Source organism: Mycobacterium sp. 23 (genome assembly GCF_048287075.1).
Lineage (GTDB): Bacteria > Actinomycetota > Actinomycetes > Mycobacteriales > Mycobacteriaceae > Mycobacterium > Mycobacterium gordonae_B.
The window spans coordinates 3,751,293-3,770,804 of sequence record NZ_JBLVUX010000005.1 but is presented as its reverse complement, the minus strand read 5'-3'; the positions used below and the strand labels follow the sequence as shown (position 1 = coordinate 3,770,804).

Genomic DNA, 19,512 nt, shown 5'->3' with positions numbered 1-19,512 from the left:
CGGCGATGCCCCGGCGCCCAGTGTGCCGGATCGCACAGCCCACACGCGCCCCGCTTTCCCCGTTGTTCACCGTGCCGCGGTGCACGCTTAAAGGGAAGCCGCTGATATGGCACCAAGCGACCTGACGACGTCGCACCGATGAAGGACCGAGACCGTGACAGCACTGCAGAACTGGATCAACCAGAGCCCCGGTGGCGCTGGGATCGCCGCGCCCGTGAAGGCGCGGGCCTGCCGCGCGCTGTATGCCATGCGGCGAGGACGGCCACGACCGGCGGTTACCGGCCCCAACCTGATGCGGCGCGGCGACGAGCGCTGCTGAGGCACATCAGCCCGCCTGCGCCTGCTTGCGCCGTGCTCGGGACGCCCGGAGATTTGCCGCGTTTCCGCACGTTTTCACGTCATGCCACACGCCGCTGTTGTTTTTCGAGCGGTCGTAGAACGTAGACGTGCAGTGGGGGTTGCGGCACTGCTTGATCCGCCGCCAGCTGCCGGCCAGCTGACTGAGCAGGATCTCCGTCCAGAGCGCCGAAGCGTACCAACGCCAACCGGTGCCAACCGGTTCCAGATGCACCTCGCCGCGTTCGGACACCGCGAAGGTCGCCGAGACAGGCCCGACATCCCATCGTGCTGAATCACCGTTGACCAGCCGCGCGATCGCGTCGCGCAAACCGCGCAGCTCAGCCACGTCTGCATCGCTCAGTTGCGGTGACGTCGCGTCGATGCCGCGCTCGGCCAACCAGGCCGGGGCGGCGGCCGCGGCCCACGTGCAGGCCGACTCCGTCCCGCCCAACAGATCTGGACCGTAGTCGCCGATGCTTACCGTATTGAGGAAATCCTGCACCAGGGCGAGGCCGCCGGGTGCGGGCGCCAGGCGGTACCGCTGTGACGCAGACCACGGAATTGACATAGCTAAAGTCTAGTTGGTTATGTCAAATAGCTCGAACAGTGGCAGAGGAGAGCCGATCATGGTCAGCATTCAAGGGGCGATCGCGGTGGTCACCGGCGGGCAGCGGGGCTTGGGCAAGGCCATCGCGGACGAGTTGTTGCGGCGAGGCGCCGCCAAGGTATACGCGACCGCGCGGGCGCCACGGCCCAGTGCCGACCCTCGCGCGGTCAGCGTCGCGCTTGACGTTACCGACGCGGAATCCGTTGCCGCACTGGCTGAAATAGCAGCAGACGTGCAGATCGTCGTCAACAACGCGGGCGTCGCCGGCGGACACAGCCTGCTCGGCAGCGACCTCGGGGAGATTCGGGAAGTCTTTGAAACCAACTACTTCGGCGCGCTCCGGGTCGCTAAGGCCTTCGCGCCGATACTCGCCGCCAACGGGGGTGGAGCGCTGGTGGACATCCACTCGGTGCTGTCCTGGATGGGCGGTTTCGGTGCCTACGGCGCCTCGAAGGCCGCGCTGTGGTCGGCGACCAACTCATTGCGCGTAGAGCTAGAAGGGCAAGGCACCGCGGTGACCGGCGTGCACCTCGGCTACACCGACACCGACATGGTCGCGGACGTCGACGCCGCCAAGAACGACCCGCGTGACGTGGCGCGCAGCATCGTGGACGCCGTCGAGCGCGGGGACGCCGAGGTGCTGGCAGACGACCTCACCCGGTACGTCAAAGCCGCGTTGTCCGGACCGGTCGAAGCGCTGCGTGCGGGATAACGTCGGGGCGTGATTGGATCGCTTGCATGGCCGAGTTAGCGCGGGTGGTCAGCTCCAGCCGTGACATCGCGGCCGGCGCGCCGCGGATCTTCGAACTGATCGCCGATCCGTCCCGCCAGCCGGGTTGGGACGGCAACGACAACCTGGCCGCCGCCGATCCCGGGCAGCGCGTCCGCGGGGTCGGCGACGTGTTCGCGATGACGCTGACGCTCGGCACAGTCCGGCACAACCACGTCGTCGAATTCGACGAGGGACGCCGAATCGCCTGGCGCCCTTCAGAACCCGGCAAACCACCGCCCGGTCATCTCTGGCGTTGGGAACTCACCCCGGTGTCGGAGACGCGGACCACGGTCACCCACACCTACGACTGGACCGAGTTGAACGACCCCGAGCGCCTGGCTCGCGCGCAGGCCACCACCGCTGAACGGTTGCGGGCGTCGATCGACCGGCTGGCGGTGATTGCCGAGAGCGCGGAGGCTTAGTCGTCCAGCCCTGAGCCCGGGTACGGTCTCGGTATGGCTCTCCCACCTGCAGGAAGTACCAGCGCGGCCATCGTGACCGGGGCATCGTCGGGCATCGGCGAGGAGATCGCCACCATTCTGGCGAAACGCGGGTACCACATCGTCCTGGTCGCCCGCAGCGCCGACCGGCTCGAGGCGCTCGCCAGGAAGCTCGGGTCCAAGGCGCATCCGCTGCCTGCCGACCTCGCCCAGCGCAGCGACCGCGCGACGCTGCTGGACCGGGTCGGCCAACTCGGGTTGACCCCCGACATCCTGATCAACAACGCCGGCCTGTCGACGCTGGGGGTGGTGGCGAAGTCCGACCCGGAGAAGGAACTCAATCTGGTCGAAGTCGACGTGGCGGCCGTCGTGGATCTGTGCAGCAGGTTCCTGCCCGGCATGGTGGAACGCCGTCGCGGCGCGATCCTGAACGTGGCGTCGGTCGCCGCGTTCGGCCCACTGCCCGGACAGGCGGCCTATGGGGCGGCCAAGGCATTCGTGTTGTCCTACACCCACAGTCTGCGGGGCGAGTTGAAGGGAAAGGGCGTCTCGGTGACCGCCCTGTGTCCGGGACCGGTGGACACCGGATTCGGCGAGGCTGCCGGGTTCTCCAAGGAGGAAGCCGACGCCGCACTGCCGCGGGTCATGTGGATACCCGCCGAACAGGTGGCGCAGGCCGGAATCGACGGCCTGGCGGCCGGAAAGGCCGTCGTGGTCCCCGGACTGGCCAACCGGATCTCCGCGGGGCTCTTCCGTGTCGCGCCACCGGAGTGGATGCTGCCGTTGCTGACCCGCAACCACCCGGCCATGAAGGGCGACTGAACGCACCCGGCTACCCCGCGCAGTCGTCCTCGGCGGTCGCGCGCAGCAGATCGTCGCGGGCCCGGGCCACCCGGGAGCGGATGGTGCCGACGGGACACCCGCAGACCTCGGCCGCTTCGGCGTAGGACAGGCCGAGCACCTGGGTGACGATCAACGCCTCCCGCCGCTTGGGGTCCAATCCGTCCAGCAGGATGCGGATCTCCACCATGTTCTCGATCCGGCTGCCGCGACGGCCCTGCCCGAGCGCCTCGTCGAGGTCGGCCACCTGAGCGGACCGGGGCCTGCGCATCTTGGACCGGAAGTGGTCGGCAACGACACGACGGGCGATCGACAACAGCCAGGTCCGCGCGGTCGACCGCCCGGTGAAACTCGGCAGCGAACCCATCGCCCGCAGGAAAGTCTCCTGCGTCAGGTCGTCCGCACTGCCGGGATCGGCGAGGTAGGCCACCATCCGCCAGACGTCACGCTGGGTGCACCGGATGAATTCGGACAACGCTGCCCGGTCACCGCGCCCCGCGGATCTGGCGAGATCGGTAATTTGGTCGTCGTGAGTTCGTCCGTCACTGCCCGGGGCCACGGGCTTTGAGCCTAGGCCATGCGAACATGACGAACGCAGGGAACTCTTGAACCGGCGCCGACGACTTGTCTAGGGACGAGTTCGCAGGAGGCGAGACACTACGTGACGACGGCAACGACTGACGCGCCCCCAGAGGTGCAGCGGATACAACTGGACATCACCGGGATGTCCTGCATGGCCTGCGCGCTCAAGGTCAAATCGACCCTCAACAAGCTGCCCGGCGTACGGGCTTCGGTCAATTTCTCCACCCGGGTGGCGACGCTCGAGCTCAGCGAGGACATTGCCACCGACGACCTCTGCGCGGCCGTCGAGAAGGCCGGCTACCAGGCCGAGCCGCATACTGGCGGCGGTGACAACCTCGGCGACCCCGACGCCGATCATGCCCGGTACCTCCTGGTCCGGCTGGCGGTGGCGGCCGTGTTCTTCGTGCCGCTGGCGCACCTGTCGGTGATGTTCGCGGTGGTGCCCAGCTCGCGGTTCACCGGCTGGGGATGGGTGCTCACCCTGCTGGCGCTGCCGGTCGTGGTCTGGGCAGCCTGGCCGTTCCACCGGGTCGCGCTGCGCAACGCGATGCACGGGACCGCCTCGATGGAGACGCTGATCTCGGTGGGGATCACCGCGGCGACGGTGTGGTCGCTGCGCACGGCGTTCGGCACCCATCAAACCGCCGAACGCCGCGGTGTGTGGCAGGCGCTGCTCGGCAGTGACGCCATCTACTTCGAGGTCGCCGCAGGCGTCACCGTCTTCGTGCTGGCCGGCCGGTACTTCGAGGCACGGGCCAAGTCGCGGGCCGGCGGCGCGCTGCGGGCGCTGGCGGCCCTGAGTGCCAAGGACGTCGCGGTGCTGCAGGCCGACGGGTCGGAAGTGGTCATCCCGGCAGACCAGCTCAAGGAGCAGCAGCGCTTCGTCGTGCGTCCGGGGCAGACGATCGCCGCGGACGGCCTGGTGGTCGACGGCCGCGCGGCGGTCGACGTCAGCGCGATGACCGGCGAGGCCAAACCGGTGAAAGTCCACCCGGGCGCCCAGGTGATCGGTGGCACCGTGGTGCTGGACAGCAGGCTGATCGTGGAGGCTGCCGCCGTCGGTGCCGACACCCAGTTCGCCGGAATGGTGCGCCTGGTCGAGGAGGCGCAGGTGCAGAAGGCCGATGCACAGCGGTTGGCCGACCGCATCGCGTCGGTGTTCGTTCCGTGCGTCTTCGTCATCGCCGGCCTGACCGCAGCCGGCTGGCTGCTCGCCGGGGCCGGCCCCGAGCGGGCGTTCTCGGCCGCGCTCGCGGTTCTCGTCATCGCCTGCCCGTGTGCCCTCGGCCTGGCGACGCCGACGGCCATGCTGGTCGCCTCCGGGCGCGGCGCTCAACTGGGCATATTTCTCAAGGGCCTGCACGCCCTGGAGGCCACCCGCGCCGTCGACACCGTCGTGTTCGACAAGACGGGCACCCTGACCACCGGCCAGCTGGCGGTCAGCGCGGTGACGGCCGCACCGGGCTGGGATGCCGATGAGGTGCTGGAACTGGCAGCGGTGGTGGAAGCGGCCTCCGAGCACGCCGTGGGTCTCACCATCGCGGCGGCCGCGCCGCAGCGGGATTCCGTCGCCGACTTCCGTGCGGTGCCCGGCCGCGGCGTCAGCGGCACCGTGCGAGGGCGCGCGGTGCGGGTCGGGAAACCCTCCTGGATTGCCGCGCCGGTTGGTGCCGGGGTGTTGGCCGACGCGCGACGTGACGCCGAATCACGCGGTGAGACAGCGGTATTCGTCGAAGTTGACGGTGCGGTCTGCGCGGTCATCGCGGTCGCCGACGCGGTCAGGGATTCCGCGGTGCCCGCCGTGGCCCAGTTGCACGACCGCGGCCTGCGAACCGTGCTGCTGACCGGAGACAACCCGGCATCGGCGGCGGCCGTGGCAGCCCGGGTCGGCATCGACGAAGTGATCGCGGATGTGCTGCCCGAAGGCAAGGTCGATGTGATCGAGCAACTTCGTGAACGTGGGCACGTGGTCGCGATGGTCGGTGACGGCATCAATGACGGTCCGGCCCTGGCACGCGCCGATCTGGGCATGGCCATCGGGCGCGGGACCGACGTAGCGATCGGCGCCGCCGACGTCATCCTCGTCCGGGACAACCTCGAGGTCGTCCCCCTGGCGCTGGGCCTGGCCGCGGCGACGATGCGCACCATCAAGGTCAACATGATCTGGGCCTTTGGTTACAACATCGCGGCCATCCCGATCGCCGCCGCGGGGTTGCTCAACCCGCTGGTGGCCGGCGCGGCGATGGCCTTCTCGTCGTTCTTCGTCGTGTCGAACAGCCTGCGCCTGCGCAGCTTTGGTGAGAGCCGCTGAAATCAGGCGGCTGAGCCGTCGGTGGGCCACAGGTGACCCCGGCGGCGGCCCCGGGACGCGTTGTCCGGCAATACGATATCGGTTTCGGCGGCCTGCGGCGCGGGCCCGGGTGCCGGGGAGGTTCGCCACACGATGGCCGCCAGGACCGCGCCCAGCACCACCGGCAGGTGGGTGAGCATCCGTCCGGGGGTGACGGCACCCGAGGACGCGTCCACGGCGACGTAGACGGCCAGTACCGCGACGAACACGGTGAGTACCCCCGCCAGCCCTGCGGCCGCGGCCGGCCACAGCGCGGCGACCACCATGGATACGCCGAGCGCGACGCACCACGACGTGGACTCGTGGAGGAGATGATCGGTGCCGTCCATCCCGTGGTGCAGGCCTACATCCAGGCCCAAGCCCTGCACGACTGCCAGGGCGATCTGTGCGACGCCGACGCACATCAACGCCCAGCGTTGCCAGCTGAGTGACCGGCGCCGTCGCGGCATCGTCTGCTGAATCCCGATCGGGCCCACCGGCGCGATGACCGGCCGGGACTCCACCAGGCGGCGCAGTTGGCGAGCCTGAAGACCCACCTGCTCGAACCATTCGCGACAGGCGGCGCAGTCCTCCAGGTGTTGATCGACCCGGGCCGACGGCACGGGCTCCCGCTCGCCGTCGAGCCGGGCCGACAGCGCTTCGCGCGCCACCTCGCAATCCATGCCCTAATAGTCGCGCATGACGGGCGATTTGTTCCCGGCCCGATACAGACTCGGCTATCCGAATTCGACGAGCGTGTTGGGCGCCCGTAATCGGTCGAGGGCAGAAAGCCGGTAGGTCAGCGCAACCACCTTGGGGAGGAACCGGCCGCGCGCCGGTGGTGCCGGCAGCTCCCGAACGGCGCGGACGCCGGGGACGGCACACAATTCGGCGTACTGGTTCGCGGTGAACCAGAACGGCATCGGCGGCGCCGTATAGAACTCGCTGAGTTTGAAGCCGCGCCGCCGCGAATACACGCTCAGCAGCCACGGAATGCTGTCAAAGACCAACTGACCGCCGGGAAAGCGCCTGGCGCAGGCCTCGATCAGGTCGAACACGGTTGCCCGCTCAAAGTATTGGAACAGACCCTCCGCGGTGATCAGCACGCCGTCGCCGGCGTCCACTTGATCCATCCACGAGTAATCGAGTGCGGACTGGGCGCAGTACCGCAACCGGTCCGAGGCCGGCAGCAGTTGCCGTCGTATGTGCACGATCGGCTCCAGATCGACCGACAGCCAGTTCAGTTCGCCGTTGTCGAGGCGCCAGAAGCTGGTTTGCAGCCCTTCGGCGAGCGCGACCACCGTGGCCCGTGGGTGGGTGGTCAGGAATTCGCGCGCGGCGATGTCGAAAGCCAGTGCCCGCAGCGCCGTCGCTTGATGGGTCCGGCCGAAATGCTGGTAGTCGTAGTCGATGCGGTCGCGCAACGCGACGGCCATCGGATCGTCGATGATGCCGTCCGGTCGGGCGGCCTCGGTGGCTCGCTGATGCAGCGTGAGCAGTGCGGTCTCGGATACCCCGTCGAGGTGGCGGGCGTCGAACGCTGGCATGGGTCAGACAGTACTGACCGCCGGAACTTGCGGGAACTTCTGAAGTACCGGCGCCGACTAACACACCACGGGGCAACGCAAGGTCGGTTTCCGCCTCGCGCAATCGATCTAAGCGAGGAGGTGGCAGCCTGACCGGCCCGATATGGATGGCCCTGCCTCCGGAGGAGCATTCAGCTCTGCTCAATGCCGGGCTGGGTCCAGGATCACTGCTGGCTGCCGCGCAAGAGTGGCGAGGACTCAGCAACCATTACAGTCAAGCGGCCGCCGAGCTGAGCCGGGTGCTCGCCGGCGTGCAGGCCGGGAGCTGGCAGGGCGACAGCGCGAGCAAGTATGTCGCTGCCCACGGCCCCTACCTGGCGTGGCTCGAGCAGGCGGCCGCCGACAGCGCCAATACGGCCGCGCAGCACCAAACGGCCGCCATCGCGTACAGCGCCGCCGTTGCGGCCATGCCCACCCTGGCGGAACTGGCCGCTAACCACGCGCTGCACGGCGTACTGGTCGCCACCAACTTCTTCGGCGTGAACACCCTCCCCATCGCCCTCAATGAGGCCGACTACGTCCGGATGTGGATTCAGGCCGCCGAGACCATGACCGTCTATCAGGCCACCGCCATCGGGGCATTGGCGACAACGCCGACGACTCCGCCGGCACCCCCCATCAGGGCGGCCAGCGCGGAAGCTCAAGCTGCCCCGGCCGCCCCGGCGGATTCGATCGCCCAACTCATCGCGGATCTGGAAAACCTCATCGCCAACCCGTACCAGTATTTTCTGAACTTCTTCCAGCAACTCGGGTTCAGTCCCGCCACCACCGTTGTCCTGGCGGTTATCGCGCTGTTCCTGTACGACCTGCTCTGGTACCCGTACTACGCCTCGTATTCCCTGCTGCTGCTGCCGTTCTTCACCCCTGCCCTGAGCGCGCTGAGCGCGCTGAGGCTGCTGCTCCCGTTCCTGTTCGGCGAGCTGCCGGCCGGGCCGCTGCCGGTGGCCGCCGAACCGGGCCCTGCTGCCCGTGCCGACGACCTCACGAATATCGTTGTCGCGCAGCCAGTATCGGTTGCCCCCACGCCAAGCTCACCGGTGGGCAATCCCACGCCCAGCGCCACCACGCCGGCCCCGGCGACCAGCCCGGCGCCGGCGTCCGTCATCAGTTACGCCGTGCCCGGCCTGGCGCCGCCCGGAGTCGGCGCCGGCCCCAGAGTGGGGGCGAAGGCGCCGGACAGCGTGGCGGACAGCGTCGACGCCGCGGCCCCGGCCCAGGTCGCCGCCGCGAGAGCCCAAAGCCGGCGCCGGCGCCGCACCACCGCCGGAATACGCGGCCATCGTGACGAATTCCTCGATGCCACAGCTGAAATGGACGACGCGCCCGAGGCAGGTGCCGAGCCTGAACCTGCCGCCGCCGGCACCCGGGGAGCTGGAGGACTCGGTTTCACCGGTACCACTGCAGCCCGCGCCGAAGCGCCGGCCGGAATCACCCGACTGACGGACGACCGCTCCGGTGGCACCGTCCCGATGCTGCCTGCCACGTGGCCGACCGACGCGACCTCGGGACGCCGATGATGCGAACTCTCATTGAGACGCCTTCAAGGATTACGCAAGAAACGGGCAAGCGACTCCTGACACCCTCGGTTCATCTCAAGCCGCGCCGCCAGTGCGATACGGCGACATCATCGGAAGAATTCACTTAAGGGGGTTGGACCATCACGGCACCTTATCTGCACGCGCAGCCCTGACTCATTTTTCTATCAGACAGGAAAGACACTCAATGACACTTAATGTGAAAGGCGAGGGACTCGGTGCTCAGGTCACCGGGCTGGACCCCGCAAACCTGGACGATCTCGCTACCGAAGAAATCCGCGAGATCGTGTACAGCAACAAACTCGTCGTCCTCAAAGACGTCCATCCGACTCCCGAACAATTCATCAAACTCGGCCGGATAATCGGTCAGATCGTTCCCTATTACGAGCCGGTCTACCATCACCACGAGCATCCGGAAATCTTCGTCTCCTCCACCGAGGAAGGGCAGGGCGTTCCGAAGACCGGCGCGTTCTGGCACATCGACTACATGTTCATGCCGGAGCCGTTCGCGTTCTCCATGGTGCTGCCGCTGACCGTGCCGGGAGCCGACCGCGGCACCTACTTCATCGACCTCGCCAGGGTCTGGGAGTCGCTGCCGGTCGCCGCGCAGGACCCGGTCCGGGGCACCTTCAGCACCCACGATCCGCGGCGGCACATCAAGATTCGCCCGCGCGACGTGTACCGGCCGATCGGCGAAGTCTGGGACGAGATCAACCGAACGACGCCCCCGATCAAGTGGCCGACGGTGATCCGCCACCCGCACACCGGCCAGGAGATCCTCTACATCTGCGCGACCGGCACCACGAAGATCGAAGACAAGGACGGGAACCTGCTCGACCCGGCCATTCTGCAAGAACTGATGGAGGCGACGGGCCAACTCGACACGGAGTACAAATCGCCATTCATTCACACCCAGCACTATGAAGTCGGCGACATCATTCTGTGGGACAACCGTGCTCTCATGCACCGCGCGAAACACGGCACCGCCGCAGGTCATTTAACCACCCACCGTCTGACAATGTTGGACGGACTCGAAACACCAGGATATGCAGTATGAGTACCATCACTTTGTCCCCGTCCGCACGGACGCGGACCGAATTTGCGGACATCAGCGACACCGCTTCGATCGAAGAGCATTTGCTGGTCAAGGTGCTTGACCCGTACGAATACAAAGGCTGCCGTTACCTCATCGACGCGAGCTACAAGGCCACGGCGGATTCGGTACTCGCCTACGGGAATTTCAGTATCAGCGAGCCGGCCTACATCCGCAGCACCGGGCATTTCAATGCGGCGGAATTGATTCTGTGCTTCAACCAGCTCGCGTACAGCGCATTCGCGCCGGCGATCCTCAACGAGGAGATTCCGGTGCTGCGGGGTTGGTCGATCTCCGACTACTTCGACCTTCAACTGCCCAGCATGTTGATCAAGAACACTGCCTCGCGTTTCAAGAGGATGATTCACGCCCAGAAGTTCTCCGCACGGCTGCTCTGCCAGGACTTCGAGGTGATCGATCGCAATCTGCGTTACCTGTCGATCAAGTGCGCCATCGAGTTCTGGGACGAGTACGGCGGGGCCGCGTCCGGCGAGGTCGAGCTGGCGGCCCTCAACATCCCGTAGAGCACCATCCCGTAGAGCACCACAGAAAGCACCTGAACGTCATGTCTCACTTAGCACCAACCGTCTTGGAACGGGTCTTCGAACAGGCGCGGCTGCGGCCCCAGGCGACCGCACTGCGCCGGTGCGACGGCAAGAGCTCGCTGCGGTACTCCGAACTGGTGGCCGAAGTGAGCGCGCTCGCCGCGACGCTTCGGACGCGGTCGGTATCCGCGGGCTCGCGGATACTCGTCCTGTCGGACAACGGGCCCGAGACATACCTCTCGGTGCTGGCCTGCGCGAAACTCGGGGCGATCGCGGTGCTGGCCGACGGAAACCTGCCGCCGGCCACCATCGATCGTTTCGCCGAAATCACGGCTCCGAGTGCGGTTCTCATCGCGCCCGGGAGCAGAACCGACCTGTCCACCCTGTCCCAGAGCCTGCACTCCGTACCGGTGTTGAAGGTCCAGCTCAACGGCCACACCGGGAATACCGCGGCCACAGATGACGATTACCGCTGCCCGGATCGCGGTGCCGACGATCCACTGGCCATGATCTTCACCAGCGGGACCACCGGCGAGCCGAAGGCCGTACTGCTGGCCAACCGCACCTTCTACGCCGTCCAGGACATCCTGCGCGAAACCGGGCTGAACTGGGTCAGCTGGGTGGACGGCGAAACCACCTACTCGCCGCTGCCGGCGACGCATATCGGCGGATTGTGGTGGATACTAACCTGTTTGATGCGCGGCGGACTGTGTATCACCGGTGGTGAGAACACCACGTCCCTGCTGGAGATTCTCAGCAGGAACGAGGTCGCGACGACATGCGTTGTCCCGACCTTGCTTTCGAAACTGATCGCCGAATTGAAGGCGACTGATGAAAAGGTCCCGTCGCTACGACTGCTCGGCTACGGAGGGTCGCGGGCGATCGCGGCCGACGTCCGGTTCATCGAAGCGCTGGGCGTGCGCACCGCGCAGGTCTACGGATTGAGCGAAACAGGGTGCACCGCTTTATGTCTGCCGACCGACGAAGACTCGATTGCCAAGATCGAGGCCGGTGCGGTGGGGCGGCCCTATCCCGGAGTCCAGGTGTACCTGGCCGGTCCCGACGGCGCCGGGCCCGCGGCGCCGGGTGCTGGGCCCTCCGCCTCCTTCGGCACGCTCTGGATCAAGTCTCCGGCAAACATGCTGGGGTACTGGAACAATGCCGCGCGAACGCAAGCGGTCCTGGTGGACGGATGGGTCAACACCGGCGATCTGCTCGAGCGCCACGAAGATGGTTTCTTCTACATCAAGGGAAGATCGTCGGAGATGTTCATCTCCGGTGGTGTGAATATCGCGCCCGACGAGGTCGACCGCATCGCGGAAGGCGCAGACGGCGTCCGCGAAGCCGCGTGCTACGAGATCCCGGACCCGGAGTTCGGGGCGCTGGTAGGCCTGGCTGTGATTCCTTCGGCGGAGCTGGACGAGTCGGCGGCCCGCAAGCTCAAGCAGGTGATCGCGGCCCGCTTCCGGGAGCAGTCGGAATCGATGGCACGGCCCTCGACGATCGAGATCGTCGCCGAGATCCCACGCACACAGTCCGGCAAGGTCATGCGGGCATCGCTGGCCGCGTCGCTCGGCAAAGCCGGGGTGGCCGGTCGTGGCTGAGACGATCCGGGACAAGGTGCTCGCCGCAGTTTGCGATGTGTTGTACATCGACGAACAGGATCTGCACGACGGCGACGGCACTGACCTTCGAGACCTCGGACTGGATTCCGTTCGGTTCGTCCTGCTGATGAAAAGGCTTGACGTGGACCGGGAATCCGACGTGCCGACCCGCCTGGCGGAGGATCTCTCGATTGCCGGATGGGTTCGGGAGCTGGAGAATCTCTGTGAGCGCGCCTGAAGTCTGGGTGGACCGAATCCCGCTGAGCAGGTCGCAACAGAACCTCTACAACGGAGTGCTGCAGGACGGCGATCCGTCGCTGTACCTGATCGGCAAGACGTACCGATTCCACCCGTTGCAGCTGCCGAGATTCCTGGCCGCTCTGGAGGCCATGGTCTGCGAGAATCCTATTCAGCTCTGCGTCTTGGAGACACCGGCGTCGGACAGCGACTATCCCCGTCTGGTACCCCGGCTTCGGTTCGGCGACATCGTGCGGGTTCGGCCGGGCGAAATGCACAGTGCGGGCGATGAATTCGAACTCCAGCGCACCTGGTCTTCCGGGATCCTCGATACCGCACTGGTGCGGTACACCGTGTGGACCAACCCGGCCGGTGACGTGTCCGGCCTCGACGTGCATGCGCACCACATCGTCGTCGACGGTGGCGCCACTGCGATCATCGAAGCCGACCTGGCCCGCCACCTCGCGGCCGGCGGCGCCGCGGAACTGCCCTTGCTGGCCAACGGTTTGACGAAGCTGGCGCAGGCGCATCGTCGTGAACTGGCGAAGACCGATGAGACGCTGCACCGCGCCGGTGCCGCCGTGCAGCGCGAGCTCGCCGAGGATGCGCGCCTCGCCGGGCCCGCTCAGAGCCCGCACGCCGCCGGGTCCGCCGCCAAGGGGGTCCTGCAGGAATCCGTGACGATCGCCGGGCAGGCCTTCGACGCGCTCCTGCGGCTCTCGGAAACCGAGCAGGTCCCGCTCAACGTCCTGGTGGCCACGGCGGCACTGGCGGTGGACGCAGGCCTGCGACACGACACCGGGGGCCTTCTCGTCCACGCCGTCGACAACAGGTTCGGTGATCCGGAACTCAATGTCGCCACGTGCCTGGTGAATTCGGTGGCGCACCCGGTCAGGTTCGCGCCGTTCGCCTCGGTCCGCGACGTCGTGCGGGCGGTCGACCGGGGATACGTCAGGGCGGTGCGACGCCGCTGGCTGCGTGAGGAGCAGTACCGGCGAATGTATCTGGCGACCAACCGGACCTCCCGCGTCGACGCGCTGACACTGAACTTCATCCGCGAGACATGCGCGCCCAGCCTTCGCCCCTACCTGAGCCAGGCGCCGATCGCGACGGATATCGGCCCGATCGAGGGCAGGACCGTAGCCAGCGTGCTGGACGAAGATCAGCGCGTCCTCAACGTGGCCATCTGGGACCGGTCGGACCAGCCGGAATCCCCTATCCCCGTTGCCAACCGGATCGCCGCGGCACTCGGGTCGATGGTGAGCCTGTGGGATCAACCGATCGCGAAGGCCGTTGAGGAATGGTTCGAACTCGGCCCGGACGGGTCCATCGGCTCAGACGCCACAGATATCGACACGCCCCGGCAGCGTGCCTGGTTTGTGGACGGGGCCGTAGCGGTCCGCGCGGCCCTCGCGGACCGGCCCGCGGTCCACCAATGGATCGGCTATCTGGTGCGCAGCGGCATCGCGCCCGGTGACGTCGTGGTGCTCACCGACGACGACACCGGCAACACCATTGACTGCATCATCGCGACCCATCTTGCCGGCTGCGGATACAGCATCTGCGATACGCCCGAACAACTTTCGGCGCGCGCACAGGCCATAGCCGAGCACCTGGAGGGCGCGACCGCGCAGGTGCTCGACGTGCGCGGTGTGGACCTGCCGGTGGCCTCGGATGAGGACGGCGGCGCGCTTGTCGCAGAACGTCTTACTCAAGTGGCACAGGACATGTCACTCGGAACCAGGACGGCCTACATCATGCCGACCTCAGGTTCCACCGGCCAGCCCAAGCTGGTGAGAGTCACCCATGAATCGCTCGCGCTGTTCTGTGCCGCGGCGTCCGCAGCCTACGGTTGGGGACCGCAGGACACCATGCTGCAGTGCGCGCCGCTGACCTCCGACATCAGCGTCGAGGAGATCTTTGGTGCCGCCGTCAGCGGAGCGGAGTTGGTGCGAACCACGGCAATGAAAGCGGGCGACCTCAACGGACTCGTCAAGGATCTGGTAGCCGGCGGCGCGACGCTCCTCGACGTACCCACCGCGGTGTGGCATCTGCTGTGCGAAGACGGTGACGCGGTGGACGCGATCCGGCGTTCGCGTCTTCGGCAGATCGTGGTCGGCGGCGAAGCGCTTCGCCCGGCCGCTGTCGACAGATGGCTGAGCTCGGTTGCGGGACAACGAGTCGAGCTGGTGTCGAGCTATGGGCCCACCGAGACCACCGTCGTTGCAACGTATTTGCCGATCGTTTCGGACGGCGCGGTCGAGGCACGGCGACGGCTTGGGCGACCGATAGTGCCAGGCACGGTGTGTATCGCCTTCGGTGAGGTTGTGATTGTCGGGGACCTGGTCTCCGCCGGATACCTCGGGACGGATGACCGCAGCTTCGGTACCGTCACCGCCGCTGACGGTACGCAACACCGCGCATTCGCCACCGCGGACCGGATGATCCTGGACGCCGAGGGATTCCCGCTCTTCGCCGGCCGCAAAGACGATGTCGTCAAGGTGGCCGGAAAGCGCGTCGACATCGCGGACATCGCCAGGCGCATATCCGCGGACCCCGCGATAGCCGATGTCGCGGTCGAATTGCACGACGGCCGCCTCGGCGTGTGGTTTCAAACCCTGCAGACCAGCGAAGCCGACGGCGACCCGGCCGGGCGGATCCGAAACATACTGGTGAGCAACGGGGTATCCGCGTTCTTCGTGGTCGCAGCGTCGACCATTCCGCGCAAACCCGGCGGGAAGGTCGACAGCGCCAACCTGCGAACGATGCCCGAGTTCGTGGATACGATGGACGACGACACCAACGAAACCGCCGAAATCGCAGCCGGTCTGGCGCGGCTGTGGAGCCGGCACCTGGGGACAGCCATTGAGCCCGACACGTCGCTGCTCGCCGCCGGCATCGGTTCGCTGGACCTCATCAGAATCCTTCCGGACACCAGACGGGTTCTCCAGCAACAGGTTTCGGTCCTGGACCTGATCAGTGCCGACACCGCCGCGAACCTCGTCACCGACCTGGCCGGTGCCGTGACGACCGGGTGGATGGACCTGGCGACCACCATCGAGATACAACGCGACCTCGAGGACCTGCGGTCACCCCGCGCCGGCAGTTGCGCCTCGCCCCACGCCGGCGGTGCGATCCTGGTGCTGGGTGCGTCAGGCATCCTGGGCACCGGATTCGCCGGTGCGATCCTCGACCTCAAGCGGTCCGGAGTCCGGTGCCCCGATGTGGTCCTCGCGAGCCGATCTCAACCGGAGCACGGCCCGTGGTCCGACCTTCACGATGTCGAAGGCGTTCGGATCAAACGGCTTTCGCCTGATTTCGGGCCGGCGGAACTGGACGCGCTGATCCGCGACACCGGCGCCGGAACCGTCATCAACTGCATCGGCAATACCAACGTGCTCATTCCCTACCGCGAACTTCGGACGGCGAACGTGGATCTGGTTTCCTCGATCGTCGGCGTATGCGCGGACCGCGGTGTCAGGTTGGTGCATCTGTCGACGTTCGTCGTCGATGCCGAGGTCACCGCGGCCCGCGTCACCGATCCGCGGACTGCGCCCTACCCGTACGCGGCGTCCAAGTCGCTCGCGGAACTGGCCGTGGCCGGCGCGCCAAATGGACTCGACTTCACGATCGTCCGGTTGCCCCGGGTACTGGGCGAGGACAGTCAGCTGCGGGACTCCGCGGACATCCTGGTATCGGTCGTGGATGCCTGCGTCGCGCTGGGTGCATACCCTGCCCTGACGCTGGTCGAGGAGGTCACCACCGGTCGTGCTGCCGCGGCCGCGATCCTGGGCCTGCTACCGGAGATTTCGGGTGCGCGGGAGCTGGGACGGGGCATCACCGTGGCGCGTGGCGAGGCCGTGGACTATGCAGACTTGCTCGGCGGGTTTGCGCTCGACGAACTCGACGTGGCCCAGTGGAAGCAGCGGCTCGATGACAGCGAGTGGGCGACGGCCAACCCGCGCCGGTGGTCGGTGGTGGATGCGTGGGTGAGCCTGGGCATGCGCCTGGGGGCGCGGTCGTACGCCGAGTACCTCGCGGAGTACCCGACCATCGCCCTCGACCTCGAATCCGTGACCGAACTCCCCGCACCACCTCCGTCGGTCCACACCCTGCTGGCGCGAGAATTCCAGGGTGTCTGATCGGCTCAGGCCTGAAAAATCATGATGCAGAACATGATTGCCATGCCTGCGGCCGTGGTCGCCTGAACCAGGGCGCCCAGTCTCGCACGCCACACCGGGCCCTCGCGGCGGCGGCGCAGCGTCATGAAGAGGTAGCTCCACACGAAGGCGGCCAGCACGAACACGGCGGCCCAGATCCAGTTCACCGTGGTGATCCAACCGTGCGAAGTGTCCGCCGACGCTGCCTGCATTTCCGGCATGGCGGGCATGCTCGGCATCGATGGGCGTTCGGGTGTCAGATGTCCACCCATTGCGGCGTACATCCATGCCATCGCCACCATCTTCAGCGCGTGGTAGCCGAGCGCCAGGCGTGCGCCGATCATCCGGGCGGCGAGGACGGCGACGATCAGGAACCACAACGCCGCGGCCAGAAAGAACGCCTCCGCGGGTGTCGGCGGCAGCCCGAGTGCCTCCGGCCAGGCCATCGCCGCCATGGCGATCGCCATCGTGACGTGCAGTGCGTGGCTGATCACCGAGGTCCAGGATTTCCGGTCGGTGACCAGGGCGAAGCCCACGGCGCTGAACAGGAACAGGCCCGTGACCACCCACCGCAGCGGCAGATCGTCGATCATGCCCGGTGTTCCTCGGCGATAAGCCCCACAGTGACCGAACCTTATGCGCTGCGGGCGGCCGGTGCTACGACGCACGGTCGTAAGCTGCAAGGGTGGATAGCGACGTTGCCCGCACGTCCCCGGCGAGGACGGCGGTACTGGCCGGCGGGTTTGTGGCGGTGGCCGTCGCGCTGGGTGCCTACGGCCTGGTCTCCGGGCCGCGCCGCTACGCCGAGGCCGGCAACCCTTATCCGGGCGCCTTCGCCGGCGCCGCCGAACCCGTCGGGTACTTCGTCGCGTCCTTGCTGGGCGCACTGTGCCTGGGCGCATTGCTCCTGGTCGTGGTGACGGCGCAGCCGGAATCCGACGGGCTGATCGATGCGGCGGCATTCCGGATTCACCTGTTGGCCGAGCGTGTGTCGCTCGCCTGGGTGCTGGCGGCCGCAGCGATGGTGGTGATCCAGGCGTCGCATGACACGGGTGTGCGGCCGGGGGCGCTGGTGAGCAACGGCGCGATATTCGACGCCATCGGCGTCTCCGAGGTTGCCCGGGCCTGGATCGTGGTGGCCGTTTTCGCCCTTCCGGTCGCGGTGACGTTGCGGTTGAACACCCGGTGGCTCGGCCACGCGGTGCTGCTGGTGCCCACCGTGATCGGCGTCGTGGCCACCGCGGTGACCGGCAATGCGGGTCAGGGTCCCGACCACGATTACGCGACCAGCGCTGCGATCGTCTTCGCGGTCGCCATGGCCGGGCTGACCGGGCTCAAGGTGGTCGCCGCGCTGACCGGGACCAGCCCCAACCGCGCCGTACAGGGACTGCAGGTGGGCTTCGGCGCCTTGGCGGTGACCTACGGCGCCGTACTGCTGTACCTGCTGATTCCGGCCTTGACGTTCGGGTCCGATTTCGCGCGCCTGGGGCTCCTCGCGGGTGCGCTGGTGACCCTGGTGTGGGCATCCGACTGCTGGGCGTTGCGTGGTGCGCTGCCCCGGTTCGCCGCCACGGCCGCCGCGCTGGCCGCGGCCGCCGCGTTGGCAGCGATCTCGGCGATGGCCGCTCAGATCGCGCCCCGGTTCCTCGCGCACCAGTTCACCGGTTGGGATGTGTTTCTCGGCTATCAGTTGCCGCACCCGCCGACCGTTGCCAGCGTGCTGACCCTGTGGCGTTTCGACAGCTTTTTGGGGACGGCCGGGCTGGTGCTGGGCGCCGCTTATGTGGCGGGCTACGTCCGGTTACGGCGCAACGGAAACGCTTGGCCGGTGGGCAGATTGGTGGCCTGGCTGGCCGGATGTCTGTCGCTGGTGTTCACCACCAGTTCGGGTGTGCGTGCTTACGGATCAGCCGTGTTCAGCATGCATATGACCGAACACATGATCCTGAACATGTTCATCCCGGTGCTGCTGGTGATGGGCGGTCCGGTAACCCTGGCGCTGCGGGTACTGCCGTCGGCCGGCAAGGGGCAGCCGCCCGGGCCGCGCGAATGGCTGACCTGGCTCCTGCATTCCCGGGTGACTGCCTTCCTGTCCAACCCGATCGTCGCCTTCGTCCTGTTCGTCGGCTCGCCGTACATCGTCTACTTCACGCCGCTGTTCAACACGCTGGTCCGCTACCACTGGGGCCACGAGTTCATGGCGGTCCACTTCCTGCTCGTCGGGTATCTCTTCTACTGGGCGATCATCGGCATCGACCCGGGCCCGCGCCGGCTGCCCTACCCGGGCCGTATCGGTCTGCTGTTCGCGGTGATGCCGTTCCATGCCTTCTTCGGCGTCGCGCTCATGACGATGGCCGAGCCGGTCGGGAACACCTTCTACCGTTCGGTGAACCTGCCGTGGCTGCCCAGCATCATTGCCGACCAGCATCTCGGCGGCGGAATCGCGTGGAGTCTGACCGAAGTGCCGGTCATCATCGTCATCGTGGCGTTGGTCACCCAGTGGGCACGGCAGGACCGCAAGGACGCGTCCCGCGGCGATCGGCACGCCGACAGCGACTACGCTGACGACGATCTGGAGGCATACAACGCGATGCTGCGGGAGTTGTCCCGGATGCGGCGCTAACCGACGACGGTGAAGTTGCCCTCACCCTTGAGTGCGGCCTGAACCTGTTCCGCGGTCAGCTCGGTGTTGGCCGAAACCCGCACCGCGGACGTGCCTTCGGTGTTCAGGTCGATACTGACCGCGGTCACCGGCTTCAGTGCGGTCAGCGCGGTGGTGATGGTCGCCACGCACCCTTCGCAGTGCAACCCGGTGACGGAGAATGTCTGTTCGGCCATGCGGG

At 67.2% G+C, this 19,512-nt stretch carries 18 protein-coding genes; 12 read left to right on the top strand and 6 right to left on the bottom strand.

Annotated elements, in window-relative coordinates:
• Positions 1–154 precede the first annotated feature (154 nt).
• A complete protein-coding gene (locus tag ACNQS7_RS18625) occupies positions 155–319 on the top strand; it encodes a hypothetical protein (protein ID WP_310778309.1) in 165 nt (54 codons plus the stop codon).
• A 6-nt stretch (positions 320–325) separates the two neighbouring features.
• Here the strand turns inward: ACNQS7_RS18625 and ACNQS7_RS18620 are convergent, their stop codons facing one another.
• Complete coding sequence (locus ACNQS7_RS18620; protein WP_418013686.1) at positions 326–907, bottom strand: CGNR zinc finger domain-containing protein; 582 nt, start codon at positions 905–907, stop codon at positions 326–328.
• 58 nt (positions 908–965) lie between these two features.
• Here ACNQS7_RS18620 and ACNQS7_RS18615 point away from each other — a divergent pair, with 58 nt between their 5' ends.
• From ACNQS7_RS18615 to ACNQS7_RS18605, 3 genes are read left to right on the top strand one after another with little or no spacing between them, the layout of a single operon-like run.
• Complete coding sequence (locus ACNQS7_RS18615; protein WP_418013685.1) at positions 966–1,658, top strand: SDR family oxidoreductase; 693 nt, start codon at positions 966–968, stop codon at positions 1,656–1,658.
• A gap of 26 nt (positions 1,659–1,684) precedes the next feature.
• Complete coding sequence (locus ACNQS7_RS18610; RefSeq protein ID WP_418013684.1) at positions 1,685–2,140, top strand: SRPBCC family protein; 456 nt, start codon at positions 1,685–1,687, stop codon at positions 2,138–2,140.
• Between the two features lie 33 nt (positions 2,141–2,173).
• Positions 2,174–2,980, top strand: coding sequence for an SDR family NAD(P)-dependent oxidoreductase (locus tag ACNQS7_RS18605; RefSeq protein WP_418013683.1), 807 nt, complete (start codon positions 2,174–2,176; stop codon positions 2,978–2,980).
• A 10-nt stretch (positions 2,981–2,990) separates the two neighbouring features.
• Here ACNQS7_RS18605 and sigC read toward each other — a convergent pair whose 3' ends face one another.
• Positions 2,991–3,557 (bottom strand): RNA polymerase sigma factor SigC, encoded by a 567-nt coding sequence (gene sigC, locus ACNQS7_RS18600; RefSeq protein WP_418013682.1) that lies wholly within the window; start codon positions 3,555–3,557, stop codon positions 2,991–2,993.
• Positions 3,558–3,659: 102 nt separating this feature from the next.
• On the opposite strand from sigC, the gene ACNQS7_RS18595 reads away from it, so the two are divergent.
• Entirely contained in the window at positions 3,660–5,891 is a 2,232-nt protein-coding gene (locus ACNQS7_RS18595) for a heavy metal translocating P-type ATPase (protein WP_418013681.1), read from the top strand.
• A 2-nt stretch (positions 5,892–5,893) separates the two neighbouring features.
• Here the strand turns inward: ACNQS7_RS18595 and ACNQS7_RS18590 are convergent, their stop codons facing one another.
• On the bottom strand, positions 5,894–6,592 hold the full coding sequence (locus tag ACNQS7_RS18590) for a zf-HC2 domain-containing protein (protein ID WP_418013680.1): 699 nt from the start codon (positions 6,590–6,592) through the stop codon (positions 5,894–5,896).
• Between the two features lie 54 nt (positions 6,593–6,646).
• On the bottom strand, positions 6,647–7,456 hold the full coding sequence (locus ACNQS7_RS18585; protein WP_418013679.1) for a class I SAM-dependent methyltransferase: 810 nt from the start codon (positions 7,454–7,456) through the stop codon (positions 6,647–6,649).
• Between the two features lie 146 nt (positions 7,457–7,602).
• On the opposite strand from ACNQS7_RS18585, the gene ACNQS7_RS18580 reads away from it, so the two are divergent.
• The 6 genes from ACNQS7_RS18580 to ACNQS7_RS18555 all read left to right on the top strand — a co-directional run bounded on the left by ACNQS7_RS18580 (position 7,603) and on the right by ACNQS7_RS18555 (position 16,651).
• Positions 7,603–9,012 (top strand): PPE domain-containing protein, encoded by a 1,410-nt coding sequence (locus ACNQS7_RS18580; RefSeq protein WP_418013678.1) that lies wholly within the window; start codon positions 7,603–7,605, stop codon positions 9,010–9,012.
• Between the two features lie 205 nt (positions 9,013–9,217).
• Positions 9,218–10,087, top strand: a complete 870-nt coding sequence (locus ACNQS7_RS18575) for a TauD/TfdA dioxygenase family protein (RefSeq protein WP_418016053.1) — start codon at positions 9,218–9,220, stop codon at positions 10,085–10,087.
• The gene (locus tag ACNQS7_RS18570; protein ID WP_418013677.1) at positions 10,084–10,647 is read left to right on the top strand and encodes an FcoT family thioesterase; all 564 of its coding nucleotides are present in this window, start codon (positions 10,084–10,086) and stop codon (positions 10,645–10,647) included. The genes ACNQS7_RS18575 and ACNQS7_RS18570 overlap by 4 nt, the downstream gene beginning before the upstream one ends.
• 41 nt (positions 10,648–10,688) lie before the next feature.
• Positions 10,689–12,272 (top strand): fatty acid--CoA ligase FadD10, encoded by a 1,584-nt coding sequence (gene fadD10, locus ACNQS7_RS18565; protein ID WP_418013676.1) that lies wholly within the window; start codon positions 10,689–10,691, stop codon positions 12,270–12,272.
• Positions 12,273–12,276: 4 nt separating this feature from the next.
• Complete coding sequence (locus tag ACNQS7_RS18560) at positions 12,277–12,510, top strand: acyl carrier protein (RefSeq protein WP_418016052.1); 234 nt, start codon at positions 12,277–12,279, stop codon at positions 12,508–12,510.
• Positions 12,497–16,651, top strand: a complete 4,155-nt coding sequence (locus tag ACNQS7_RS18555) for an AMP-binding protein (protein ID WP_418013675.1) — start codon at positions 12,497–12,499, stop codon at positions 16,649–16,651. Before ACNQS7_RS18560 ends, ACNQS7_RS18555 begins: the two co-directional genes overlap by 14 nt.
• Before the next feature lie 5 nt (positions 16,652–16,656).
• On the opposite strand, the gene ACNQS7_RS18550 is transcribed toward ACNQS7_RS18555, so the two are convergent.
• Positions 16,657–17,262, bottom strand: coding sequence for a DUF5134 domain-containing protein (locus ACNQS7_RS18550; RefSeq protein ID WP_418013674.1), 606 nt, complete (start codon positions 17,260–17,262; stop codon positions 16,657–16,659).
• Positions 17,263–17,399: 137 nt separating this feature from the next.
• Between ACNQS7_RS18550 and ACNQS7_RS18545 the strand changes: the two genes are divergently transcribed.
• On the top strand, positions 17,400–19,292 hold the full coding sequence (locus ACNQS7_RS18545; protein WP_418016051.1) for a cytochrome c oxidase assembly protein: 1,893 nt from the start codon (positions 17,400–17,402) through the stop codon (positions 19,290–19,292).
• Here ACNQS7_RS18545 and ACNQS7_RS18540 read toward each other — a convergent pair.
• Positions 19,289–19,507, bottom strand: a complete 219-nt coding sequence (locus ACNQS7_RS18540; protein WP_418013673.1) for a heavy-metal-associated domain-containing protein — start codon at positions 19,505–19,507, stop codon at positions 19,289–19,291. The genes ACNQS7_RS18545 and ACNQS7_RS18540 overlap by 4 nt on opposite strands.
• Positions 19,508–19,512 lie beyond the last annotated feature (5 nt).

Coding starts and splice junctions, on each gene's coding strand:
- ACNQS7_RS18540 (WP_418013673.1), bottom strand. CDS start 19,507: ATGGCCGAACAGACATTCTCCGTCACCGGGTTGCACTGCGAAGGGTGC.
- ACNQS7_RS18570 (WP_418013677.1), top strand. CDS start 10,084: ATGAGTACCATCACTTTGTCCCCGTCCGCACGGACGCGGACCGAATTT.
- ACNQS7_RS18575 (WP_418016053.1), top strand. CDS start 9,218: ATGACACTTAATGTGAAAGGCGAGGGACTCGGTGCTCAGGTCACCGGG.
- ACNQS7_RS18585 (WP_418013679.1), bottom strand. CDS start 7,456: ATGCCAGCGTTCGACGCCCGCCACCTCGACGGGGTATCCGAGACCGCA.
- ACNQS7_RS18610 (WP_418013684.1), top strand. CDS start 1,685: ATGGCCGAGTTAGCGCGGGTGGTCAGCTCCAGCCGTGACATCGCGGCC.
- ACNQS7_RS18590 (WP_418013680.1), bottom strand. CDS start 6,592: ATGGATTGCGAGGTGGCGCGCGAAGCGCTGTCGGCCCGGCTCGACGGC.
- ACNQS7_RS18620 (WP_418013686.1), bottom strand. CDS start 907: ATGTCAATTCCGTGGTCTGCGTCACAGCGGTACCGCCTGGCGCCCGCA.
- fadD10 (WP_418013676.1), top strand. CDS start 10,689: ATGTCTCACTTAGCACCAACCGTCTTGGAACGGGTCTTCGAACAGGCG.
- ACNQS7_RS18550 (WP_418013674.1), bottom strand. CDS start 17,262: ATGATCGACGATCTGCCGCTGCGGTGGGTGGTCACGGGCCTGTTCCTG.
- ACNQS7_RS18605 (WP_418013683.1), top strand. CDS start 2,174: ATGGCTCTCCCACCTGCAGGAAGTACCAGCGCGGCCATCGTGACCGGG.
- ACNQS7_RS18580 (WP_418013678.1), top strand. CDS start 7,603: ATGGCCCTGCCTCCGGAGGAGCATTCAGCTCTGCTCAATGCCGGGCTG.
- ACNQS7_RS18615 (WP_418013685.1), top strand. CDS start 966: ATGGTCAGCATTCAAGGGGCGATCGCGGTGGTCACCGGCGGGCAGCGG.